The sequence below is a fragment of the Bacillus sp. ISL-46 genome (assembly GCF_018613205.1).
This window is the reverse complement of record NZ_JAGGQR010000045.1, coordinates 137,369-158,087: the sequence shown is the minus strand read 5'-3', so window position 1 is coordinate 158,087 and position 20,719 is coordinate 137,369. Positions and strand designations below refer to the sequence as shown.

Sequence of the window (20,719 nt, the reverse complement as noted above, 5' to 3'; positions counted from 1 at the left end):
AGTAATAATATTCTGAATTAATTCTAAATGAAAGAATCTTGTCCTTTCAAGGATGGGAAGTAAAGCAATAACGCTTTTTTGTACTAAAGTAATTTAGATATCTTCGAATTATTTCCCAAAATACAAAAAGAAACTTACCCAAAACAGGCAGTTTCTCCTTTAATGATATTGGAAATACTTTTTATAAAAGCAAATCTAAAATAGACACTCAAAAAAAAATTTTTCCTATTAGGAAAGAATGGCACGATCACTTGACATTTGTACCCCACGTATCCTTTTAAACTCCATCAGTAAACCTTCAATTGTTAATTGTTTCTTATTTTCCTCATTGACCTCTAAAATAATTTGGCCCTTATCCATCATGATTAATCGATTGCCTAAGTCAATGGCTTGCTGCATGTTATGAGTAACCATTAATGTGGTCAGTTTATATTTGTCTACAATTTCTCTCGTTAAGTTCGTAATTAATTCCGCTCTTGATGGATCAAGTGCTGCCGTATGTTCATCAAGAAGGAGGATGGAAGGCTCTGTGAAGGTTGCCATTAACAGGGATAGTGCTTGACGTTCTCCCCCGGATAACAAGCCTACCTTTGCACTTAGGCGGTTCTCGAGGCCCAGATGCAGTGATTCCAATACCTCACGAAAATAATCACGTCGCTTTTTTGTAACTCCTTGCCGAAGTGTTCTCATTTTATTCCGAGAATAAGCCATGGCAAGATTTTCTTCAATCGTCATACTTGGAGCCGTACCGGCCATTGGATCCTGAAAAACACGACCGATCATTTTTGACCGTTTAAACTCTGACATATTAGTGACATTTTTTCCGCCAATATGTACTTCCCCTACATCCGGGATTAACACACCTGAAATGATATTCATTAAGGTTGATTTCCCCGCCCCGTTACTGCCAATTACCGTTACGAAATCACCAGGCTGAAGGGTTAGGTTCACATGATCAATGGCGATTTTTTCATCAGGTGTCCCTTCATTAAATATCTTATGAATCTGATTTAATTGTAACATGATTGTCCCCCTTCGCATGGCCAGAAGTCTGCATGATGTTTGATCTTTCAGATCTTCTGCGGGATTTCCGCTTTCTCTCTTTAGAACTTTCAATAATCTTTGGAGTAGTAAGAGCAAGAATAACAATGAGAGCAGTAATCAGCTTCATATCACCAGGGTCCAAGAAATCTACCCGTAATGCTAAAGTAACAACAATTCGATAAATAATCGATCCGCCAATAACAGCGAGAGTGGTCCTAGCAATCGTTTTTGTACCAAATAAGGCTTCACCAATAATAACGGAGGCTAGACCAATCACAATCATCCCAATCCCCATACCCACATCTGCAAATCCACCTTGCTGGGCAATCAGAGCACCTGAGAAAGCTACAAGAGCATTTGAAAGACCTAAGCCAAGGACAACAAGGAGGTTGGTATTAGCAGAAAGGCTGCGAATCATCCGTTTATTATCTCCCGTAGCCCTGACGGCAAGCCCAATTTCGGTTTTCAAAAACAGATCGGTAAAGAATTTAATCACAAATGTTACGATAATCATAAAAATAAGAATTCCCCATGTTTCCGGCAAGCTGTCGCCGAGACCCACCATGGAGAGAATGTTATTTAAAAATGAATCAATTCCTGTCTTTTCAAAAAATCCACTAATTTTCGTAAAAGCTGTATCTGTATTTAATAATGGGATATTTGAGCGTCCCATGATTCGAAGATTTATTGAATAAAGTGCAATCATCATTAAAATTCCGGAAAGCAAGTTATTAATCTTTCCAAATGTATGGAGAAGACCTGTCATACATCCAGCTGCAAAACCGGCGAATAACGCCATGATTGTTGCTAAAAATGGATCGGTTCCATTCGCAATCATTACAGCTGAAATTGCTGCCCCCGTCACAAAACTCCCATCCACCGTTAAATCTGGAAAATCCAGAATACGAAAGGAAAGATAGACGCCTAGTGCCATAATCGCATAGATAATACCTGCTTCAAATGATCCAAATATGGCTGTAAACATTGAGATCATCCTTTCTTTAAATCATTAAGCCTGCTTCTAAGATGCAATAACCTATTTCAAGCTAATGTTTGGTTCATGGATGGAGCCTTCAAACGAAGGCTCCATTCATGAAAAATATAATTTTATTTACCTTCGAAAAACTCGCCTAAACTTTTCCAAGCTTCATTTACTGTTAAGCCTTGAGCTTCGGCAGCCTTCGTATTAATGACAAGCTTTAAGCTGTTTGGAAGTTCTACTGGAATTTCAGATACCTTCTTCTTCCCGCTTAAAATATCAGCAGCCATTAAACCAGATTGATAGCCAAGATCGAAATAGCTGAACCCGCTGGCAGCAACGGCTCCTTTTTTCATGGAATCAAGTTCACCAACGAAAAGTGGAATTTTTTTGCTGTTTGCAACGGCAATAACCGTATCAAGAGCAGTAACTACGGTATTGTCAGTTGGAACATAAATCGCATCAACACGGCCAACTAATGATTCAGCTGCCTGCTTCACTTCTGCTGTAGTTGAAACAGATACTTCAACAAGTTTAGCACCCTTCTCTTCAGCAATTTTCTTAACTTCTTTCACCTGAACCACTGAATTTTGTTCACCAGAGTTATAGATCACACCAATATTTTTTGCTTTCACTTCGTCCGTAATAAAGCTAATTGTTTTTTTCGTTGCTTCTGGATGGTTATCGGTTGTACCAGTAATGTTTTTCCCTGGTTTATCAAAAGCCTCTACCAAACCTGCTCCCACAGGATCTGTCACCGATGTAAAGATAATCGGAATATCCTTGGTTGCATTCAATGCTGCCGTTGCACTTGGAGTGGCATTAGCAAAAATTAAATCCACTTTATCACCGACAAAATTATTGGCAATTGTTTGAGTGTTGTTCATATCTGCCTGAGCATTTTGTTCATCATAGCTTACCTTAATCCCTTTATCCTTTAAGGCTTTTTTAAAGCCTTCTGTCGCAGCGTCTAGAGATGGGTGTGGGGCAAACTGGGTAATTCCAACTTTGAACTCCTTATCCGCTCCTTCTTTTTCAGAACCCCCTGCTTTTTCTTTACTACCGCAGCCTGCAAGCAACATCATTCCCGCTAAGGCAATCGACAATACTTTAACTTTTTTCTTCATCTAGCTAAATCCCCCTTAAATAATAAAATACTAATTTTCATAAAATTTAATATATTAAAAATTATTCTAGTATTTTTTTGCACGAAAAGCAATAGAAATGCGTAAAATATTTTTTCGCTTTAAAGCAGCATAATTTAATAGGAAATCTTGACATTATTAAAAACCTTCACTTTCTTTTTAAACAACAAAAAATGCCTTCTTTTAAATGGAAGGCATTCTAGAAAACTATCTGGATAATATTATTTTTACCAATCACGGGTATTTTCAAGTAAGAGGTCAATTTCAACCTTTTTCATTTTATTGTTGCTTTTCTCAGATGTTAGATTTGACGTTACTTCTAGTAATTTGTCGATATCAATGATCACGGTTCCCATTTCTAACCTCCTGAATGTTAGTCTGTATTCTTTAATATAATATTCGACTAATCCATTAGAATAATGGGGGTACAATTTCAATCAATCTTCATAAAACGAAAAAGGACTAGAACTTATTTGTAAATTACTAGTGAAAGTATGATATATTTCACTAATAATTTTTCATAAAATTTTTGTTTTTAAGCTAGCTTCCTATTTTACTTAAAACTGGTTTTTTCATTTCTGTTTGTTTATTACCTTCACTGAAAAAATACTTCATCATTGGGGGTGTCACGATGGTAGTAACTAGTACTACTACCACTAAAACAGCAAATAATTCCTGACTGATTAATTTTGTCTCCATACCAATCGAGGCAATAATTAAGGCAACCTCTCCACGTGAAACCATAGCAGCTCCAATTCCAAGTGAACTCTTCCAGGAAAAATGAGCTAGTTTTGCTCCCATTGCAGCACCGATTAACTTGGTTAAAATGGCTAGGATGCTAAAACCGATAATTAGCCCGAAATTTTTCGATATTCCGTCAAAGCTTACTGCCACCCCTATCGAGGTAAAAAATATAGGTACAAAAATGGAATAGCTGATTGTTTCCACTTTCTCAAATATTTTAAGTTTATATTCTGTTTGACTAATAGCAACCCCAGCGATGTACGCCCCTATAATCGCCGCAACACCTGTTATTTCGGCTACATAGGCAAACAGGAAGCAAATGATTAATGCACCCGTGACGAGCGGCTCTGTGACCTTTAATCGGGCAAATTTCTTTAAAACCCATGGAACCACCTTCCAAGCTACTAAAATAGCACTCATGAAAAAGAGGACCTTTTTAATAATCATCATGCTTAAATTCACTTCTCCACCGGCCATACTCATTAAAAAGGCCAGGGCGATAATCACAAGAACATCATCAATGACGGCAGCCCCTAAAATCGCGGTCCCTTCTTTAGATTTCATTTTATTTAACTCTTTAAGTGCTTGAACGGAAATACTTACACTTGTTGCTGAAAGTAATAATCCTAAAAATAAGGCTTCAAATGTTGTCATTTTCATCAAAATTCCTGCTAAGTAACCTGAAACTAAAGGAACAATGATTCCACTGATTCCAACGAAGGTTGATGCCTTCCACGCGCGTTTAAATTCATTTAAATCAGTCTCCATACCTGCTATAAACATTAACAAGATGACACCAATTTGGCTTAGGTCTGCCAATGTTTTCGTATCTGAAACGAGGCCTAACACAGCTGGACCTAAAATAACCCCTATTAACAACTTCCCTAGAACCGAGGGCTGACCTAATTTAACGCAAATATCCCCAGCAATCTTAGATGCAAATAAAATAATCGCTAATTCAAAAATTAATTCCATCCAATCACCTTTCCTTCCTAAAAAATTAAAGGGTCTGCTTTATAAAAATCAGACCCTTTTTGGGAGAAAACAAAAAAAGCCTGTCAACCACGGGACATAGATATCCCTTGGTGACAGGCTCCTCCAAAAACAATAAATGATTTATTTAATTATTACTATAATAACAAACTTTATGTTTTTATTCAATGAGAATTAATTGCAGGCGGTCTTTCCCCTTTAGTCCCACTTTTTCATTTTATCAATTACTTTTTCCTTGAAACTGGTGATAAAGGTCGATTCACCTTTATTTACTTTTTGCTTATTCCATTCATTAAAGCTTGCTACGGTAATCAAGATAAGACCAGCAATTAATAAATAGAACCACCATGGCATATTCCCCCAGTATGGTCTAGTTTGCAGGAAGACATTTAATAATAATACACCTGCCCCAACAAAGAAATAGGATTTAATTTGCAGGAGCATACCTGCCATCATCGCTAACAATGAAAGTGTTCCTAAAATGATTGCATCATAAATCGTGTTGCTTGCTAAACCATCTTGGATTAATAATAGGGATACGATTATTAGGACTCCCCATTGAACAGCCTTCGTTATATCAGAATAACTTCCCTTTAAACAACGTCGAATGAAAATGATTAGAATTATAAACGGAAGGACAATCACTTCACGTTCCCATAATGACGGAATATGAAGCATAGCCATTATGGAATAGTATGGTTGTAACAAATAGGCTCCACCAATTATTGTCAAAAGGACAGAGAACCTGGCAGGCACCCTTTTCCTTTGCAGCAAAAAGGAAGCTGAAATAAGCAATCCTGGCAGTGCCTGACACCAGATGTATTGATTCTCGAAACTGTACATAAGAGCGAAAAACATGAATGAAACTAGCGTAAATCCATCGAATTTTGTTTGCTGAATGTTCGATCCATATTCAACTAGCTTTTTATAAACGAATTGGCCAATAATCAACAGAACAATCCCTAAGCTACCAGACAGAATCATTTTATCGAGTTCATCTAATTCACCAAGATAAGAGTATTCAATCGTTGCAATAAATGCTAAAAATGATGGGATGACCCCTAGAAGATCCCATTTGATTTTATGCATATAAAACAGTGTCCCAACAATATAGGCAAGCGTGACAAGATACGGCAGCAAATCAAACGGATAGGTAATTAATGTAAACACAATTCCGATTGTTGAAAATGGGACGAAATAATAAGCTGTCCGTTTCTTAAATTCATCCTTAGCGAAAAATGCAAATAGAAGAATGAAACCGCTAGTGATAGGGAATTCATAGTTTCCAAAATATCGATTGATTAATTGATCTAACCCAGTTGAAACAATAAAGTAGAGGGACGTAAAGCTCCCATAAAGAAAAACTTTTATCTTCCATTCTACCTTAGTAAACTTTGTACTAAAAGCATATACAAACACTGCCAAGATAAAGCTATAAATCGAGTCTGACTGATAGGCAAACCATGTGAAGAATAGCGCTAGTGGATAAATGCTGTGTCCAACCCAAGCAAAGGCAATGGAAAGATTCAAGTCATTTTTCTGACTGAGATAAGCGATTAGAAGCATGACCACTGCACTTGTTGAAGCAATTAGTGAATTAATGGTATTACTTAATGAAAATTTAAGCGTAATAGCTTGGATAATCGAAAAATACGTAAGCAGTACTGAGATACTTACAATAAAAGGGACCCACTTCGTACCAACTTTTTTATATAAATAAAAATACATACCGATTCCAACCAACAAAACAAGCGGCTGAACCCATAAATGATTAATCGGACTTAGCAAAGCATGGAAAATGGCAAATGTATAGAGTACCTGTGAGGTATATATTGATATAACACCTAATTCCTTTTCCCCAACTTTTTTCCATACAAAACTAAATAATAAAACCATGATTGCCCCAGCCGCAAAATTTATTGCATAACCATATTCATTAAGATAAACAGAAAAATTTGTATTAATTTCTTCTCCAAAAGCTACGATGGAAAGACCAAGTAAACCAGGAATACTCCATAAAGCGGCCTCCTGAAGATAAATCCGTGTTTCCTTCTTATATAGTAGAAAGGCAGCAACCACCAATAGTAATAACATAATGCCTAGTTCCCACCATAATAACCAAGAAATTGCAGACAAAATTGCAAGCACCATTATCGATAAGCCTACATCTCTGGAGGCAGTCTGAATGATCTTTACGTACTTTGAAAGTAGCGCAATGCCTAACCCAAAATATAGGATAAAACCTGCTAAAGACAACTGAAGAGAAAAATTGACCATATCGAAAGGCTGGCTTACTAATGCAATCGTTTCATAAATGCCAGAAGCTGCAAAAACTGAGCTTAAATACGGAAATAATCGTCTAGAACTTTGAGAGGATAAATAAATAAAGTTAACTGCAATGATAAAATAAGCAAGCATAAGCACAATCGATGGATTGCCTGCACGAAGGAGAATTCCTTCCAGGCTAATGTAAATAAACGCTAAACCTGAGATTACTGCACTTGTATATTGGAAGGCTTTATTTAATGTGAATTTATCATCCATAGCCTTTGGAACGAATACAATCCCAAATCCAATTAATGCATAAACAATCGCCCCAAAACTATCGAGGAAGCTATGCTCAATTAACTGATAGGCACCATAAACGATCATGACACTAAAAATGAAATGATATTCTTTTCGACCGCTCACATACATCATTGATAAATAAATAATCGCTGTTAACAGCAGGTTGAAGCTGTGTAAGACCTCATTATCGTATAAAAAAAGCATAAATAAGGTACAAAGTACAAGATTTACTTGGACGTACGGAATAAATTCATTCGTAAATAATTTGAATGATTCCTTGTGTTTTAACTGATGATATACAAAAATAAAGATAGCATTAAAAACCATTAAACCTAGATAAAAGAAATCAATTTTTAGATGGAAGCTGGCTAAGAGAAAGGCAGTTCCTATGCTTATTGAGACATAGGTAAACCAAACAAATAATCTAGAAACTAAGTTCTTTGCAAATAAATAGTAAACAATAATTGGCAGCAAACTCCCGAGCGTTCCGAGTATATAACGTCCCTCCCCGGATATTGATAAATATGGTCCTAATAACCCAAACCATCCAAGCGATAGGATAAAAATTGGTAAAAACAAACTTCCAAGAACAATGAAGGCAAAGGCCGTCTTTTCAATTTTTAATATTTTCTTCGTTAAAAAAGCAATACCGTAAAATAATAAGGCAACAATTGCTATTGATCCACTTTTCATGAAACTTGTCATTGATTCCCAATTACTCGTCGCAACAAACAATCCACCTATTAATAAAAAGATTACCCCAATGTTTAATAACCAGGTAATATTCCTTTCACGGATTTCTTCTGGTGTTAACGTTTTTTTCACTTTTTGCGGTTTTGGCGGTGCAGCTTTTTGAATTGGCGTATTTTTTTCAGTGGATGGGGGTTTTGCCTCCATTTCTAATAAATCCATATGATATTGATAATGTGCCCTTGCTACGGTGTCGACAATTGCCTCAGAAAGGTACCCTTCTTCACGTAAAGTGAATAACTCTTTTCTAAAAATTTTCCTCTGCTCTTCTCTTATATTCGAATCCATGAAATCTCCCCACATTCATACCAAAATGGCAATCATACAAAATTTTCCTCTATAGTGTAATTTTACACCATTACTCAATATTTTCAATATATTCTCAAAAAAACATGAAATCTGCAACACTTTTTTTAAAGATTTTACGTTTGGGTAAAATATCTGTATGATGTAAGAGGATTTACTTAAATAGACGGAGGAAACTATGCTTACATATAATGAAAAATTAGCGATTATCGAATCATTTTCAGAGTTGGAACGAAAGAATGTTTCACTTGGACGAGTCAATTTTCAGTTCGAAGGCAGTATCTCTGATAAGAAAAACATTGTTTATCACTTACACCCAAATGGGAATGGATTTGTTTATGCTGGACAGCTGGACCATTATGATACGGATGAAAAAGGAATGGTCAATATCCGTGATTTCTCCGAAGACCAACTCCGTAAATTGTTAAAACAATCGATTCAATCCTTATCATCAGTCGAAAAAACGCCTGCTGAAGAAGCCATTATTGGAGATTCAAAAGAGGAACGTTGGGTAGATAGTGAAAATAATGTCCTGATTCTAGTTGAAGAAAATGAATCCTGGAATATCTATTATGGGTTAAACCTTGATGCTACCTTTGATACCTATGAGGAAGCTGAGGCGTTTTTGCAAGAAGAAGGCTTTACTAGGAAGTAATTTGATTGAACAAAGGCGGTGCATTTGCACCGCCTTATCTTTATTCACCTTTATTGTCGATCCATTCGTCTAGGCGGATAATGCTTTGTTTTGCACGTTCATATTCAATGGTTCGGTAATGGTGCATGCCGCCTTCTTCCTCATCCTTTTCGTCGGCCCATTTAACAATTTGTTGTAATGGTGTCCGAACGATATCGTTTGATGGTAGAAAGGAGTCAGTATGAAATAAAATGGCGAGTGCAATCGTCTTAGCTTTGATTGGATTTTCACCAAGACGGATTAAGAGCTTGTGAGCCCGCTCAGCCCCTTTAATTGGGTGAATGTCATTTTGCTTGTATAAGTCATAATCCCATTTTCCATTTTTATACCATGTATAATGGCCCATGTCATGGAGGAGCCCTGCTTTTGCAGCAATGTCAACATCCAGTTGATGCTCCTTCCCTAATTGAAAGGCATGGTAGGCTACAGCAATCGCATGGGCAAGACCAGAACGGTTCAAATATTTTTGGGCAATATGATGTTCAAATATATTCAATAAGGTAACGTCTCTCATGCGATCTCTCCTAACTTTTTCAAAATAATATATTTCATTTATTATATGATAACAAATGGTACATGGCTATTTTTTTATATAAAAAAAACAGAAGGCATTCGAAGGCCCGCCGCTTCTTTTAAACAAATGATTAGCGTTTTGACTTTCTGTACCCTTCATCCTGCGCTTCTTTTTCTGAACAAAACCAAACGATGTTGTCGGTGGTGGAGTCGTAAAAACTACCGCCGGGTACATGATAGATATGAGAATTTGCATTCCCTTTGATCTTCCCTTTACAATCTAAGTTTGATTCCTGATCATCACTTGGGTTATTTTGATAGTTGTTCCCTGAAGATGCTTTTGAATTTGTACCTTTTTCTTCCGTTTCTTTGACATTTTCAGTATTATACCCATCCTCTTGAGCATAATTTTCAATCGACCAGATTCCTACACCTTTTTCTTGTGCTTTCTTTTGAATCGCATAAAATTCATCAACATATTGGGTGTTCGGAGCATAAATATAGGCCACACGAGCAAGGCCTTTTTCCAACAGCATTTCATTAAACATTTTTCCATTAACATAAATATAGGCAAGTAGGCGCCCATATTTATCACGTCCGTCTCCAATTCCAAGTTCAATTTCAACTTTAGTACCAACGGAGAGAATTTCCTTTGTATACTCGGAGGCTTCTTGTCCAAATGGCTGTACTCCTAAGCGGGGATGATGTGTCTCAGGTGTATCCACACAGAGCATTCTTACCTTTTCTATCTTCCCATTAAGGTTAACATTAATAGTATCACCATCGACATTCTTGACGATAGTTGCGGGAAGTAATTTCTTATTACCGGTTTTCGATTGAGGTACTTCTGTTTGAGAGAGTGAAGGTGTCTTTGGATCGCTCGTTTCATTCGTATGAACTTCATTGTTTTTGACAACAGAGGAAGTTTTAGAGTCACTTTTCTGCTTAGATGGTTCGCTATTAGAACACCCTGAGAGAATGATAGGAATAATTACGATAAACGATATTATTAATTGGAGAATTCTGTTGTTCATAGATAGTGCCCCTTTAAATTATTAATTTTATCTATTGTAACAAAAGAAAAAGAGAGAAGTTAATGCTCCTCTCTCTTTGACCTTGTTACTTTTCTTCTGTTACTTTGTCAACTTTTGGGCCTAGATATTCATAATCGTTAGGATTGATCGGTGTATATCCTTTTGGCTTATAGAACCGCAGCAGGTCTTTGTAAACTATTTCATCGGACATATTTAGCTCTGTATTAACTTTGCTATCTACATCCTTACATGTAGTACTATCTTCTAATAACTCACCTGTTAAAGAGGAGTAACATTTTTCATTTATTTGGATAGCCTCAGATGTTACAAAGTCACCGTTTCTGAATAATGCCCAATTACGGTGTTGTTTAGAAAGTAAATCTGAACCAAATTCCATATAATCTTTCGTATCAATACCTAATAAATGGAGAACGGTTGGACGGACATCGACTTCCCCGCCAACTTGGTGTTGAATTCCACCCTTTACACCAGGTACGTGAATAAATAATGGTACACGCTGTAATTTTGCATTGATTGCAGGTGTAATTTCGTCCACACCCATAACCTTCGCCATTGCATCATTATGGTTCTCAGATATTCCGTAATGGTCACCATACATTACAATTATTGTATTGTCATACATACCATTAGCTTTTAAATCATTAAAGAATTGCTCAAATGCCTGATCCATATAGTTTGCAGATTGGAAATATTGATTTACAACCGTATCACCGTAATCCCCAGCAGGAAAATCAGTATCTTCCGGATCCATTTCAAATGGGAAATGATTAGATAGTGAAATAAACTTTGTATAGAACGGCTGCTTTAAGCTTTCAAGTAATGGAATAGATTCTTTAAAGAAAGGTTTATCTTTCATTCCATAGTTTTTTGTATTTTCATCTGACATGCTGTAGTATTCTGCATCAAAGAATTGATCGTATCCAAATGCTTTATAGATAACATTTCGATTCCAGAACGTCTTATAGTTCCCGTGTAACACTGCAGAACTATATCCCTGTCCTTTTAGAATAGAAGGCATAGCTTGATAAGTGTTCTGGGCTTTGTTAACAAAAACAGCACCTTGTGCCATTGGATATAATGAATTTTCCATTAGAAATTCGGCATCCGATGTTTTCCCTTGTCCTGTTTGATGATAGAAATTATCAAAATAGAAGGTATTATTGTCATGTGCTAATGAGTTCAAAAATGGTGTTACTTCTTGTCCGTTAGGCATTTTATAATCAATCATAAAGCTTTGAAAGGATTCCATCGAAATATAAACTACGTTCATACCTTTTGCTTTACCAAAATATTTTGGATTTGGTGCAGCATAGTTTGCTTTACGATAGTTCTCAACATCTGTAATATCACTGCTATCCGCTAAAGCCCGCTGACTCGATGATTTTATATTTTGGATCACATCATAAATGGTAAAGTTATACGCTCCAAGGTATTTTACTAAATAATTTCGGTCAAATGAACGTGACAGTAACTGCGGACGATCCTTTTCTGCTAAACCTAAATTAAATAGAAAAGTAGTAATTGAAAATAATAGAACAATCTTAAAGGTCTTTCTGTTCGTCACCGTAACTTTTTTGAATACGGTTAATGCTAACGCGATTAAAATAAACATATCTGTAAAATAAAAAATGTCAAACGGAGACATTAATGAAAGTGCACTGTCGCCAAGTTGACCAGCGTTTGTTTTGGTTTGCATTAGAACCGGAACCGTAATGAAATCATTAAAAAATCGATAATAGGCAATATTTGCATACAATAAGAATGATAATAGAAAATTTGTTAATATCATAATCAATTTTGAATGCTTTTTAAAAAGCAGGGCAAATCCAAAGAAGAAAAGTGCTGAACTTAATGGATTTATTAAAAGCAAAAACTTCTGTAGGCTATTTTCAATACCTAAGTTAAATTCAATTTGATATGCAGCATAGGTTTTGATCCAAAATAATAAAACAGCTGCTATAAAGAATGTAATATGACTATTGGTTAATGTTTTTGGTAGTCTAATTTTATTCATCTTTAAATTCTCCTCTCACTTACCAATTAAGCTTCGGTAAACGAACCTCAATCACTATATCACATTTCTTTAAAAAATAAAAACATAAGTCTTGCTATTTTTATCTATACTTTTCTACAACATTCTACACTTTTCCCCGCCATCTCGGGCAAGCAAAATCATTACCTTCAACAACTTGGTCATTTCTTAAAAATTGAGATATACCTTTTATTTTTATGTCCGTTCTCTTTGGGACATGACTGTTTTCAATCTTCAATAATATAAGACAAAATAAGTTTTATTTAGTTTCAAATTTTTTTCTTGTTAAATTTTCTATTCTTCCATAAATTATATCTTAGTCGGAACAATCCTTGAGGCATCATTTCTACATATCATAAACCCGAACGTATGAAGGAGCAATATGAATTTAGACTTATCTTTAACATACGGTAAGGAGAAAGATTACTTGAATGAACTACTTAAACATTGGATAGCATATACACAGAGGAATGTAGAAAAAATTTAAAAGGAGAATACGATGCCCAGAATTAGGCCTGAATTTACAAAAAGCCCATATTTTGTTGATGAACCAGGAAATTGGCATTTAAAGCCTGGCGCTCCAAAAGATCTCCAAGTCGAGCTTGAAAATTATCTTAATAGCTTGGGTGATGATGACGAGCCAGGAACTATCAATGGTATACATATCAACTACCCTTAAGAATTTTTAATGCCAATTATATAATAGAAGAAAGCAGTTGCAAATGTATTTTATTGGAATGAAATGAAGATCATTAAATGACTATTTTATAGGAGTGAATATAATGAATATTAACCGTGTAAAACAAATTTTGTCATCATCTGCTGATATAGAAGTAAAATATAATGGTACATCGGTTTGGATTGACCAATTAAATGAAGATGGACATACAGCAACAGTACATTTACGAGGCCCTTTGGAAGAACGTTCAGTTGTTGAAATTGGAGAACTTATCGAGGAATAATTTTTTCAGACGATCTTTTCATTGAAAAGATCGTCTTTTTTTACAACTTAAAAGGCAGGATTGAATTCCTGCCTTACACCATATCTTCATTCTCTTTTTCTATATCACTTGGTTCTGGCTGTTCTCCTTGGACAATACCCCCAAGTACTTCTCTGTTGTTCAGACTTGCATCTTTTCCTGCACCTGGTGCGATATTCGACATTGGAAGTTGTTCTAATTCTTTACCTCTAGGCATTATTCCTCACTCCTTTATGTTAAGGTTTCCAATATGGCGGAAAAATAACATAAAAAAATAAGTTCTAAATTTTGTTAGTGATTTAAAATACTATCCCTGGCGAGTAATTGTATCGTCATGTCATCCATTGGTGGATTATGAAGGCCTGCTCTTACATCTCGATAATACCGCTGTAACGGATTTTTCAATGAAAGACTTTTTGCACCTACGATTCTCATTGCTAAATCAACAACTTCGATTGCGTTATTGGTAACTGTTAATTTTGCTGCACCTAAAGCAGCCCCCATTTTTTCCCTAGCTTGATCGTTTGAATGATCCCACTGTTTTGCAACCCCATATAAGAAATACTCGGACTGCATTAATTTCAACTCAATCTCTCCAAGTTTTTGCTGAACATTTGGTAAATCGATAATTGGTCCGACAATACTATTCGGAGAATATTCCTTAGCAAATTGAATAGCATAACTTTGGGCTGCTTTTGCTATGCCGAGATAACATGCTGGAATATGAAGTAGCCATCCATTCGCTCTTTTTCCGTTCGAACTAAACTTTTCCACAAGATATTCATCACCTACCAAACAATTATCCAAAATTAAGTCATGACTCCCTGTTCCTCTTAACGAGATACTGTCCCAAGTTTCCTCAATAACCAATCCTTTTGTGGATCGTGGAAGTAGAAAATTGGCCACATCATTGGTTTCTTTGATTGTTGCACTAACTATAAAGTAATCTAGGACGGGGGACATGGTAGTAAATGTTTTTCTCCCTTTAATAACCCAGCCATTCTGACTTTTTTCTGCTGTGGTTTCCGGTCTGCCGCCTCGTGTAGGACTTCCAATCTTCGGTTCACTTTGAGCACTATTTATTAATGCTCCATTTTTCACTTGTTTACAAAGATACTTAAAGATCGACTCATCCCAAGAGCTTTTTTCATTTAGATTCATAATAATTCCCATATGCCATCCAATCGAAAGTGCTGTTGCCCCGTCACCTTCCGCAATCGTTTCTTGGAGTCGAATTAGTTCATAAAGCGAGATATCCTCTCCACCATGCCTTGAAGGAACAGTTAATGCCGTGTAACCTGTATTTTTCAGATCCTGAATATTTGCATACGGGAAACTACCTTCTATATCTACCTGAGGTGCTCGTAATAGGAATTGTTTTGAAAGTATTCTCATTAACTCTATTCGTTCATCCAATGTATCTTTTTCTTGAAAGTTCATCTCTCATCTCTCCTATCCCATTAACAAAAAATCGTTCAAACCCCTAGTCTCATTAACCAGGGGTTTGTTTCTTATTCTAAATTAGCGAATTTTTCCAAATCTCGGTTTTCACCGATTACTACTAGTACATCACCGTAATTAATTTTTTCATCAGGAGATGGTGAAATGTTAATTTCATCTTCATGCCGAATCGCGATGACGCTCAAATTAAACTTTGCCCTTAAATCTAGTTCCCTTAAGGTTTTCTCCATCATCCTATCGGGGATTTTTACTTCCTCTACACTATAATCCTTCGATATCTCAATAAAATTTAAGACATTAGGTGATAACAGCTGATGGGCGACTCGAATTCCCATATCTCGTTCAGGAAAGACGACCCAGTCTGCCCCAACCTTTTTTAATACTTGACCATGTAGTTTATTTAATGCTTTGGCAATCACCTTTTTTACACCTAGTTCCTTCAATAATAAAACAGATAGGATACTTGCTTGAATATCGTCTCCGATTGCTACAATAACTGTATCAAAATTACGGATCCCAATCGATTTTAATGCCTCAGCTTCTGTTGAATCGGCAATCACGGAATGAGTAACGAATGGATGGGATTCTTCAACTCGTTCCTCATTCACATCGACTCCAAGCACTTCCTGCCCAGATTCATATAACTTATTGGCAATACTTAGTCCAAACCTACCTAATCCAATCACTGCATATTGATTAGCCACTGTCTCCTTGTACCTCCTTGGTGTAAAAAACTACCCAATCGTGATTTTTCCCTTCGGATACCGGAATGCATCAGGTTTTCTGCGTATTGTCACCGCATAAGCAATAGTTAATGGTCCTACCCTGCCAGCAAACATAGTAAAAATTATCAATGCCTTGCCAAGTGATGATAATTCTGGTGTCAATCCCATTGATAGCCCGACTGTTGCAAAGGCAGAAGTAACCTCAAATACTATTGTTAAAAAATCTTGTCCGTGTTCAGAAATGGTTAGAATGAGTGTCATTAGCATGACGAGAAATAATCCACTAAATGTGACGGTTAATGCTTTATAAATCGTTTCATATTCAATCCGCTGACGGTAAAAAATAACATCCTCTTTCCCGCGAATTTGTGACCAAACAGCTCCAATGAGCGTTGTAAAAGTGGTGGTTTTGATCCCCCCGCCTGTCGACCCAGGCGATGCACCAACAAACATGAGTAACACAATTAATAATAATGATGATTGAGTTAGATCACCAATATTTAATGTGTTAGCCCCTGCTGTTCTTGCCGTAACAGATTGGAATAATGACCCAAGGATTTTCCCTGAAAACGACAATGGTTTTAGCGTTAATCCATTAGAATATTCAAGCAGTAATATACCAACTGTACCTACTACTATTAAAACGCTGCTCGTCATTAAGACAAGCTTTGTATGTAATGATAGCCGTTTTGAAACACGATATTCAAAAAGTTCGTTCATAACGATAAAGCCGATCCCACCTAAGATAATTAATGCACTAACGGTCAACGTAACGGTTGGATCGTCAACATAACTGGTTAAACTATGAAACTCCCCCATTAAGTCAAATCCTGCATTGTTAAAGTTGGAAATTGAATGGAAAATTCCATAATAAATCGCTTTTCCTATCGGCATGTCAAAGGAAAAACGGATAGATAAAAGCACAGCACCAAGGAACTCAATCACCGCTGTAAAAATTAAAATTCGTCTTACTAGCCGTACAATCCCCTCCATTGATAAATTATTTAAAGATTCTTGAAGTAGAAGCCTTTCTTTTAAAGATATTTTCTTCCCTAATAGGAAGGCAAAAAACGTTGCAAACGTCATAAATCCAAGTCCACCGACTTGAATCATACATAAAATAACCACTTGACCGAATATCGAAAATGTGGTCCCGGTATCTACGACAACTAAACCTGTTACGCATGTTGCAGAGGTTGCAGTGAACAGGGCGTTTAAAAATGACAAACCTTGCCCATTTGAAGTCGAAACCGGCATCGTAAGTAGAAATGTTCCTAGTAATATGATCAAACCAAAACCTAGAACAAGAATCTTTGGAGGATCTAGATATATTTTTTTGCGCAGAATAGTTCTCTCCCTTACTACTTTAATGTTATTTTTAACAAACAATTAATAATCATGTGTTATCTATGATCTTAATTTTTTTCTCCTTGTTCATGCCTCTATTTTTAAATATTGTAAATCTATAATACAGGAAAAATATACAATTACGAACAAAACATGTAAATTAAAGATGTGAATTGGTACACCTTAGAAAAATTTTTACCATGAGTGTGTCAAATGTGTGTCATAACTCACTGTTGATTGACTATATGTTGTTCTATAATACAAGAAGTAAAATTTTCCATGTTCATAAACACTCTTTATATAACGACTTTTTGAGGAAATAATAAAATAGCATGGGAATTGAAGGGGGATTGTTATGAAACAAGGGTCAAAACAACTATTTATACAAACTGGAAGTCTGTTAGCAGGTTTTATGGTTTGGGTACTGATATCATCACTAATGCCGTTTATTAAAGTAGATATCCAACTTACTTCATCTCAAATTGCATGGACTACGGCGGTCCCTATTATCCTCGGTTCACTTCTTCGAGTTCCGATTGGCTACTGGACCAATCGCTATGGAGCTCGAATTTTATTTACAATCAGCTTTATTATACTGCTCATTCCAATTGCGTTGTTAAGCTATGCTAATTCCTTATTAACATTAATCTTAGGAGGATTTTTACTAGGGATTGGCGGTGCTGTCTTTTCCATCGGTGTTACCTCTCTTCCCAAGTATTATGAAAAAACAAAGCATGGGTTTATTAACGGAATTTACGGGGCAGGAAATATTGGTACGGCAATTACTTCCTTTTCCGCACCCGTGCTTGCTACCGCCTATGGATGGAGAAACACCATTAAAATCTTCCTGATAGTTGTATTAATCTTTGCAATTTTAAACTTTATTTTTGGGGACAAAAAGGAACGAAAAGTTAACATTTCCTTACTCGATCAAACCAAAGGGGTATATAAAAATCCAAAACTTTGGTTTCTAAGTTTATTTTATTTTATCACGTTTGGTTCCTTCGTTGCTTTCACCATTTATTTACCATCGTTTTTAGTTAATCACTTTGAATTAGATAAAGTCGATGCAGGACTCCGGACAGCAGGTTTTATTGCTTTGGCAACCTTTTTTAGACCCATAGGTGGATGGTTGGGCGATAAAGTTAATCCTTTTCTTATTTTAATGGCTGTTTTCTTTAGCCTAACTTTTGCAGGATTTCTTTTGTCATTTACTCCATCACTGCCGATTTATTCCTTTGGTTGCTTATTAGTTGCTTTCTTTGCGGGAATTGGAAATGGCGCTATCTTTAAACTAGTCCCTTTATATTTTTCCAATCAAGCGGGTATTGTGAATGGAATTGTTTCTGCCATGGGAGGACTGGGTGGTTTTTTCCCGCCAATCATTCTCACGATTCTCTTTGATTGGACTGGTCATTATGCGATTGGGTTTATGTCCCTATCTGAATTTTCTTTAGCAAGTCTGGTTATCGTAGTATGGCTATATTATCAAGATAAGTTGGATATTTCTGCAAAGATTGTAAACCATGCCTTAGATGGTATTTGTGTAACCGATGTTACTGGCATTATTCAAAGCGTTAATCCCGCATTCACAAAAATCACTGGCTATAGTCAAGCAGAGGTAATCGGTAAAACCCCAAGTGTTCTTCAATCCGGTGAACATGACAACGAGTTTTACAAAAAAATGTGGTTTAGTTTAAAAACAGACGGGGTTTGGGAAGGTTATATTTGGAACAAACGCAAAAACAATGTAATTTATAGAGAATGGCTAACTATTACAGCCATTAAAGATGACGTAGGTGAAACAAAAAACTTTGTAGGTATGTTCTATGAAGATAACGAAAAATCCTAAAAAGGCAGTATAAAAGAGATCTTCCCCGTGGAGGTCTCTTTTTTTGTAACCTTGGGCAATTTATTACAACTTTTTGTCAACTTCCTTGAGTTCACAGTTCGTTCACTGTTTTTGTGACGTACGTCACAATATTCATGTTACTATCTGTTTTATAGTAATTACACAAACAACTAAAACTTTATAAAAATTAAAATTTGAACACAAATTAGGGGGAAATATAATGGCCAGAATTAATTATTGGAATCCAGAGGACGAAAAATTTTGGAACGCTGAAGGAAAAAAACATGCCCGACGAAATCTATGGATATCTGTACCATCATTGATGATCGCTTTTATCGTATGGCAGATATGGTCAGTCGTTGCCGTTAGACTTAACGACATCGGTTTCCATTTCACCGAAGAACAATTATTTACACTTGCAGCAGTTCCTGGTCTTGTCGGTGCGACACTTCGCTTTGTTTACACATTTGCAGTCGGCTCTATTGGTGGAAAAAACTGGACAGTGATTTCAACAGCAATCTTAGCAATTCCAGCGATTGGTATTGGCTTTGCAGTCCAAAATCCGGAAACACCATTTTCTATCATGTTATTGCTTGCAGCCCTTTGCGGACTAGGCGGAGGTAATTTCTCATCTTCGTCAGCAAATATTAGCTTTTTCTTTCCAAAAAAGGAAAAAGGGACAGCACTTGGTATTAATGGTGGTTTAGGAAACATGGGTGTATCTCTGTCGTTCAATTCGTTACACCATTAATTGTTACCTCAGGAACTTTTGCATTAGTTGGCGGCAAACAAGTTTTAGCAAATGGTCAGGAAGTTTGGTTACAGAACGCGGCATTTATTTGGGTGATTCCTATTGTCATCTTGACAGTTTTAGCAATGTTTAAGATGGATAATGTACCAGGTGCAAAACAATCAGTTTCGGAACAATTTGTGATTGTAAAACGGAAACATACTTGGATTATGGCAGCCCTATATGTAGCAACCTTTGGTTCATTCATTGGTTATTCAGCGGCATTTCCGCTTTTATTAAGATCACAATTCCCTGAGCATATATCACTTGCCTTTCTTGGTGCATTAGTGGCCGCAGCTTCAAGACCTGTTGGTGGTTGGATGGGAGACAAACTTGGGGGTGCAAAGGTAACTTCCTATGTTTTAGTCATCATGGGAATTGGCGCTGCAGGGGTTATTTATTTCCTAAACGGAAAACAATTTGCTGGATTTTTATTATCCTTCTTAATTCTGTTCGTTGCATCTGGTATTGGTTCAGGCTCGACTTTCCAAATGATTCCGAACCTTTTTATTCCTAAAGAAGCAGCACCTGTAATTGGGTTTTCAGCGGCATTTGCAGCCTATGGTTCATTCTTTATTCCTAAACTTTTCGGGTGGTCAGTTAAGGCGACGGGCACTCCTGTTACAGCTTTTTACTTCTTTATTGCTTTTTATGTAGTAGCATTTGGACTCAACTGGTATTTCTATCAAAGAAAAGCTACAGCAACTAAATCAATAACACAACAAGTCGGATAAATCCGGC

General features: G+C 36.3%; 17 protein-coding genes and 1 pseudogene. 5 read left to right on the top strand and 13 right to left on the bottom strand.

Features of this window, described 5'->3' with window-relative positions; genetic code table 11:
* Positions 1–228: 228 nt before the first annotated feature.
* From J7E67_RS21355 to J7E67_RS21335, 6 genes are all read right to left on the bottom strand, one after another.
* On the bottom strand, positions 229–1,023 hold the full coding sequence (locus tag J7E67_RS21355) for an ABC transporter ATP-binding protein (RefSeq protein WP_214712154.1): 795 nt from the start codon (positions 1,021–1,023) through the stop codon (positions 229–231).
* Entirely contained in the window at positions 998–2,029 is a 1,032-nt protein-coding gene (locus J7E67_RS21350; RefSeq protein ID WP_214712153.1) for an ABC transporter permease, read from the bottom strand. The genes J7E67_RS21355 and J7E67_RS21350 overlap by 26 nt, the downstream gene beginning before the upstream one ends.
* 122 nt (positions 2,030–2,151) lie before the next feature.
* Positions 2,152–3,150 carry an ABC transporter substrate-binding protein gene (locus J7E67_RS21345; protein ID WP_214712152.1) on the bottom strand — a complete coding sequence of 333 codons (999 nt, stop codon included), beginning with the start codon at positions 3,148–3,150 and terminating at the stop codon, positions 2,152–2,154.
* Between the two features lie 245 nt (positions 3,151–3,395).
* Positions 3,396–3,524, bottom strand: coding sequence for a hypothetical protein (locus J7E67_RS31890; RefSeq protein ID WP_285290459.1), 129 nt, complete (start codon positions 3,522–3,524; stop codon positions 3,396–3,398).
* A gap of 184 nt (positions 3,525–3,708) precedes the next feature.
* Complete coding sequence (locus J7E67_RS21340) at positions 3,709–4,887, bottom strand: cation:proton antiporter (protein ID WP_214732786.1); 1,179 nt, start codon at positions 4,885–4,887, stop codon at positions 3,709–3,711.
* 216 nt (positions 4,888–5,103) lie between these two features.
* Positions 5,104–8,511, bottom strand: coding sequence for a hypothetical protein (locus tag J7E67_RS21335; protein WP_214732785.1), 3,408 nt, complete (start codon positions 8,509–8,511; stop codon positions 5,104–5,106).
* Between the two features lie 196 nt (positions 8,512–8,707).
* Here J7E67_RS21335 and J7E67_RS21330 point away from each other — a divergent pair, with 196 nt between their 5' ends.
* Positions 8,708–9,184, top strand: a complete 477-nt coding sequence (locus J7E67_RS21330; RefSeq protein ID WP_214712148.1) for a hypothetical protein — start codon at positions 8,708–8,710, stop codon at positions 9,182–9,184.
* 40 nt (positions 9,185–9,224) lie between these two features.
* On the opposite strand, the gene J7E67_RS21325 is transcribed toward J7E67_RS21330, so the two are convergent.
* The 3 genes from J7E67_RS21325 to ltaS all read right to left on the bottom strand — a co-directional run bounded on the left by J7E67_RS21325 (position 9,225) and on the right by ltaS (position 12,805).
* Complete coding sequence (locus J7E67_RS21325; protein WP_214732784.1) at positions 9,225–9,737, bottom strand: HD domain-containing protein; 513 nt, start codon at positions 9,735–9,737, stop codon at positions 9,225–9,227.
* A 130-nt stretch (positions 9,738–9,867) separates the two neighbouring features.
* Positions 9,868–10,770, bottom strand: coding sequence for a thermonuclease family protein (locus J7E67_RS21320; protein WP_214712146.1), 903 nt, complete (start codon positions 10,768–10,770; stop codon positions 9,868–9,870).
* Between the two features lie 85 nt (positions 10,771–10,855).
* Positions 10,856–12,805 carry a lipoteichoic acid synthase gene (gene ltaS, locus J7E67_RS21315; protein ID WP_214712144.1) on the bottom strand — a complete coding sequence of 650 codons (1,950 nt, stop codon included), beginning with the start codon at positions 12,803–12,805 and terminating at the stop codon, positions 10,856–10,858.
* A 517-nt stretch (positions 12,806–13,322) separates the two neighbouring features.
* On the opposite strand from ltaS, the gene J7E67_RS21310 reads away from it, so the two are divergent.
* Together J7E67_RS21310 and J7E67_RS21305 are read left to right on the top strand one after the other, a co-directional pair.
* Positions 13,323–13,502 (top strand): hypothetical protein, encoded by a 180-nt coding sequence (locus tag J7E67_RS21310; protein WP_088088598.1) that lies wholly within the window; start codon positions 13,323–13,325, stop codon positions 13,500–13,502.
* Between the two features lie 103 nt (positions 13,503–13,605).
* Positions 13,606–13,785 (top strand): H-type small acid-soluble spore protein, encoded by a 180-nt coding sequence (locus J7E67_RS21305; RefSeq protein ID WP_214712142.1) that lies wholly within the window; start codon positions 13,606–13,608, stop codon positions 13,783–13,785.
* A 73-nt stretch (positions 13,786–13,858) separates the two neighbouring features.
* On the opposite strand, the gene J7E67_RS21300 is transcribed toward J7E67_RS21305, so the two are convergent.
* From J7E67_RS21300 to J7E67_RS21285, 4 genes are all read right to left on the bottom strand, one after another.
* Positions 13,859–14,020: a hypothetical protein gene (locus J7E67_RS21300; protein ID WP_214712141.1), complete on the bottom strand. Its 162-nt coding sequence runs from the start codon at positions 14,018–14,020 to the stop codon at positions 13,859–13,861.
* Between the two features lie 74 nt (positions 14,021–14,094).
* Positions 14,095–15,243 (bottom strand): acyl-CoA dehydrogenase family protein, encoded by a 1,149-nt coding sequence (locus tag J7E67_RS21295; RefSeq protein ID WP_214732783.1) that lies wholly within the window; start codon positions 15,241–15,243, stop codon positions 14,095–14,097.
* Between the two features lie 71 nt (positions 15,244–15,314).
* Complete coding sequence (locus J7E67_RS21290; RefSeq protein WP_214712139.1) at positions 15,315–15,968, bottom strand: potassium channel family protein; 654 nt, start codon at positions 15,966–15,968, stop codon at positions 15,315–15,317.
* A 30-nt stretch (positions 15,969–15,998) separates the two neighbouring features.
* Entirely contained in the window at positions 15,999–17,336 is a 1,338-nt protein-coding gene (locus J7E67_RS21285) for a TrkH family potassium uptake protein (protein WP_214712230.1), read from the bottom strand.
* Between the two features lie 355 nt (positions 17,337–17,691).
* Between J7E67_RS21285 and J7E67_RS21280 the strand changes: the two genes are divergently transcribed.
* Entirely contained in the window at positions 17,692–19,188 is a 1,497-nt protein-coding gene (locus tag J7E67_RS21280) for a nitrate/nitrite transporter (protein WP_214712138.1), read from the top strand.
* A 220-nt stretch (positions 19,189–19,408) separates the two neighbouring features.
* A pseudogene (locus tag J7E67_RS21275) lies at positions 19,409–20,712 on the top strand (MFS transporter).
* Positions 20,713–20,719: the final 7 nt, after the last annotated feature.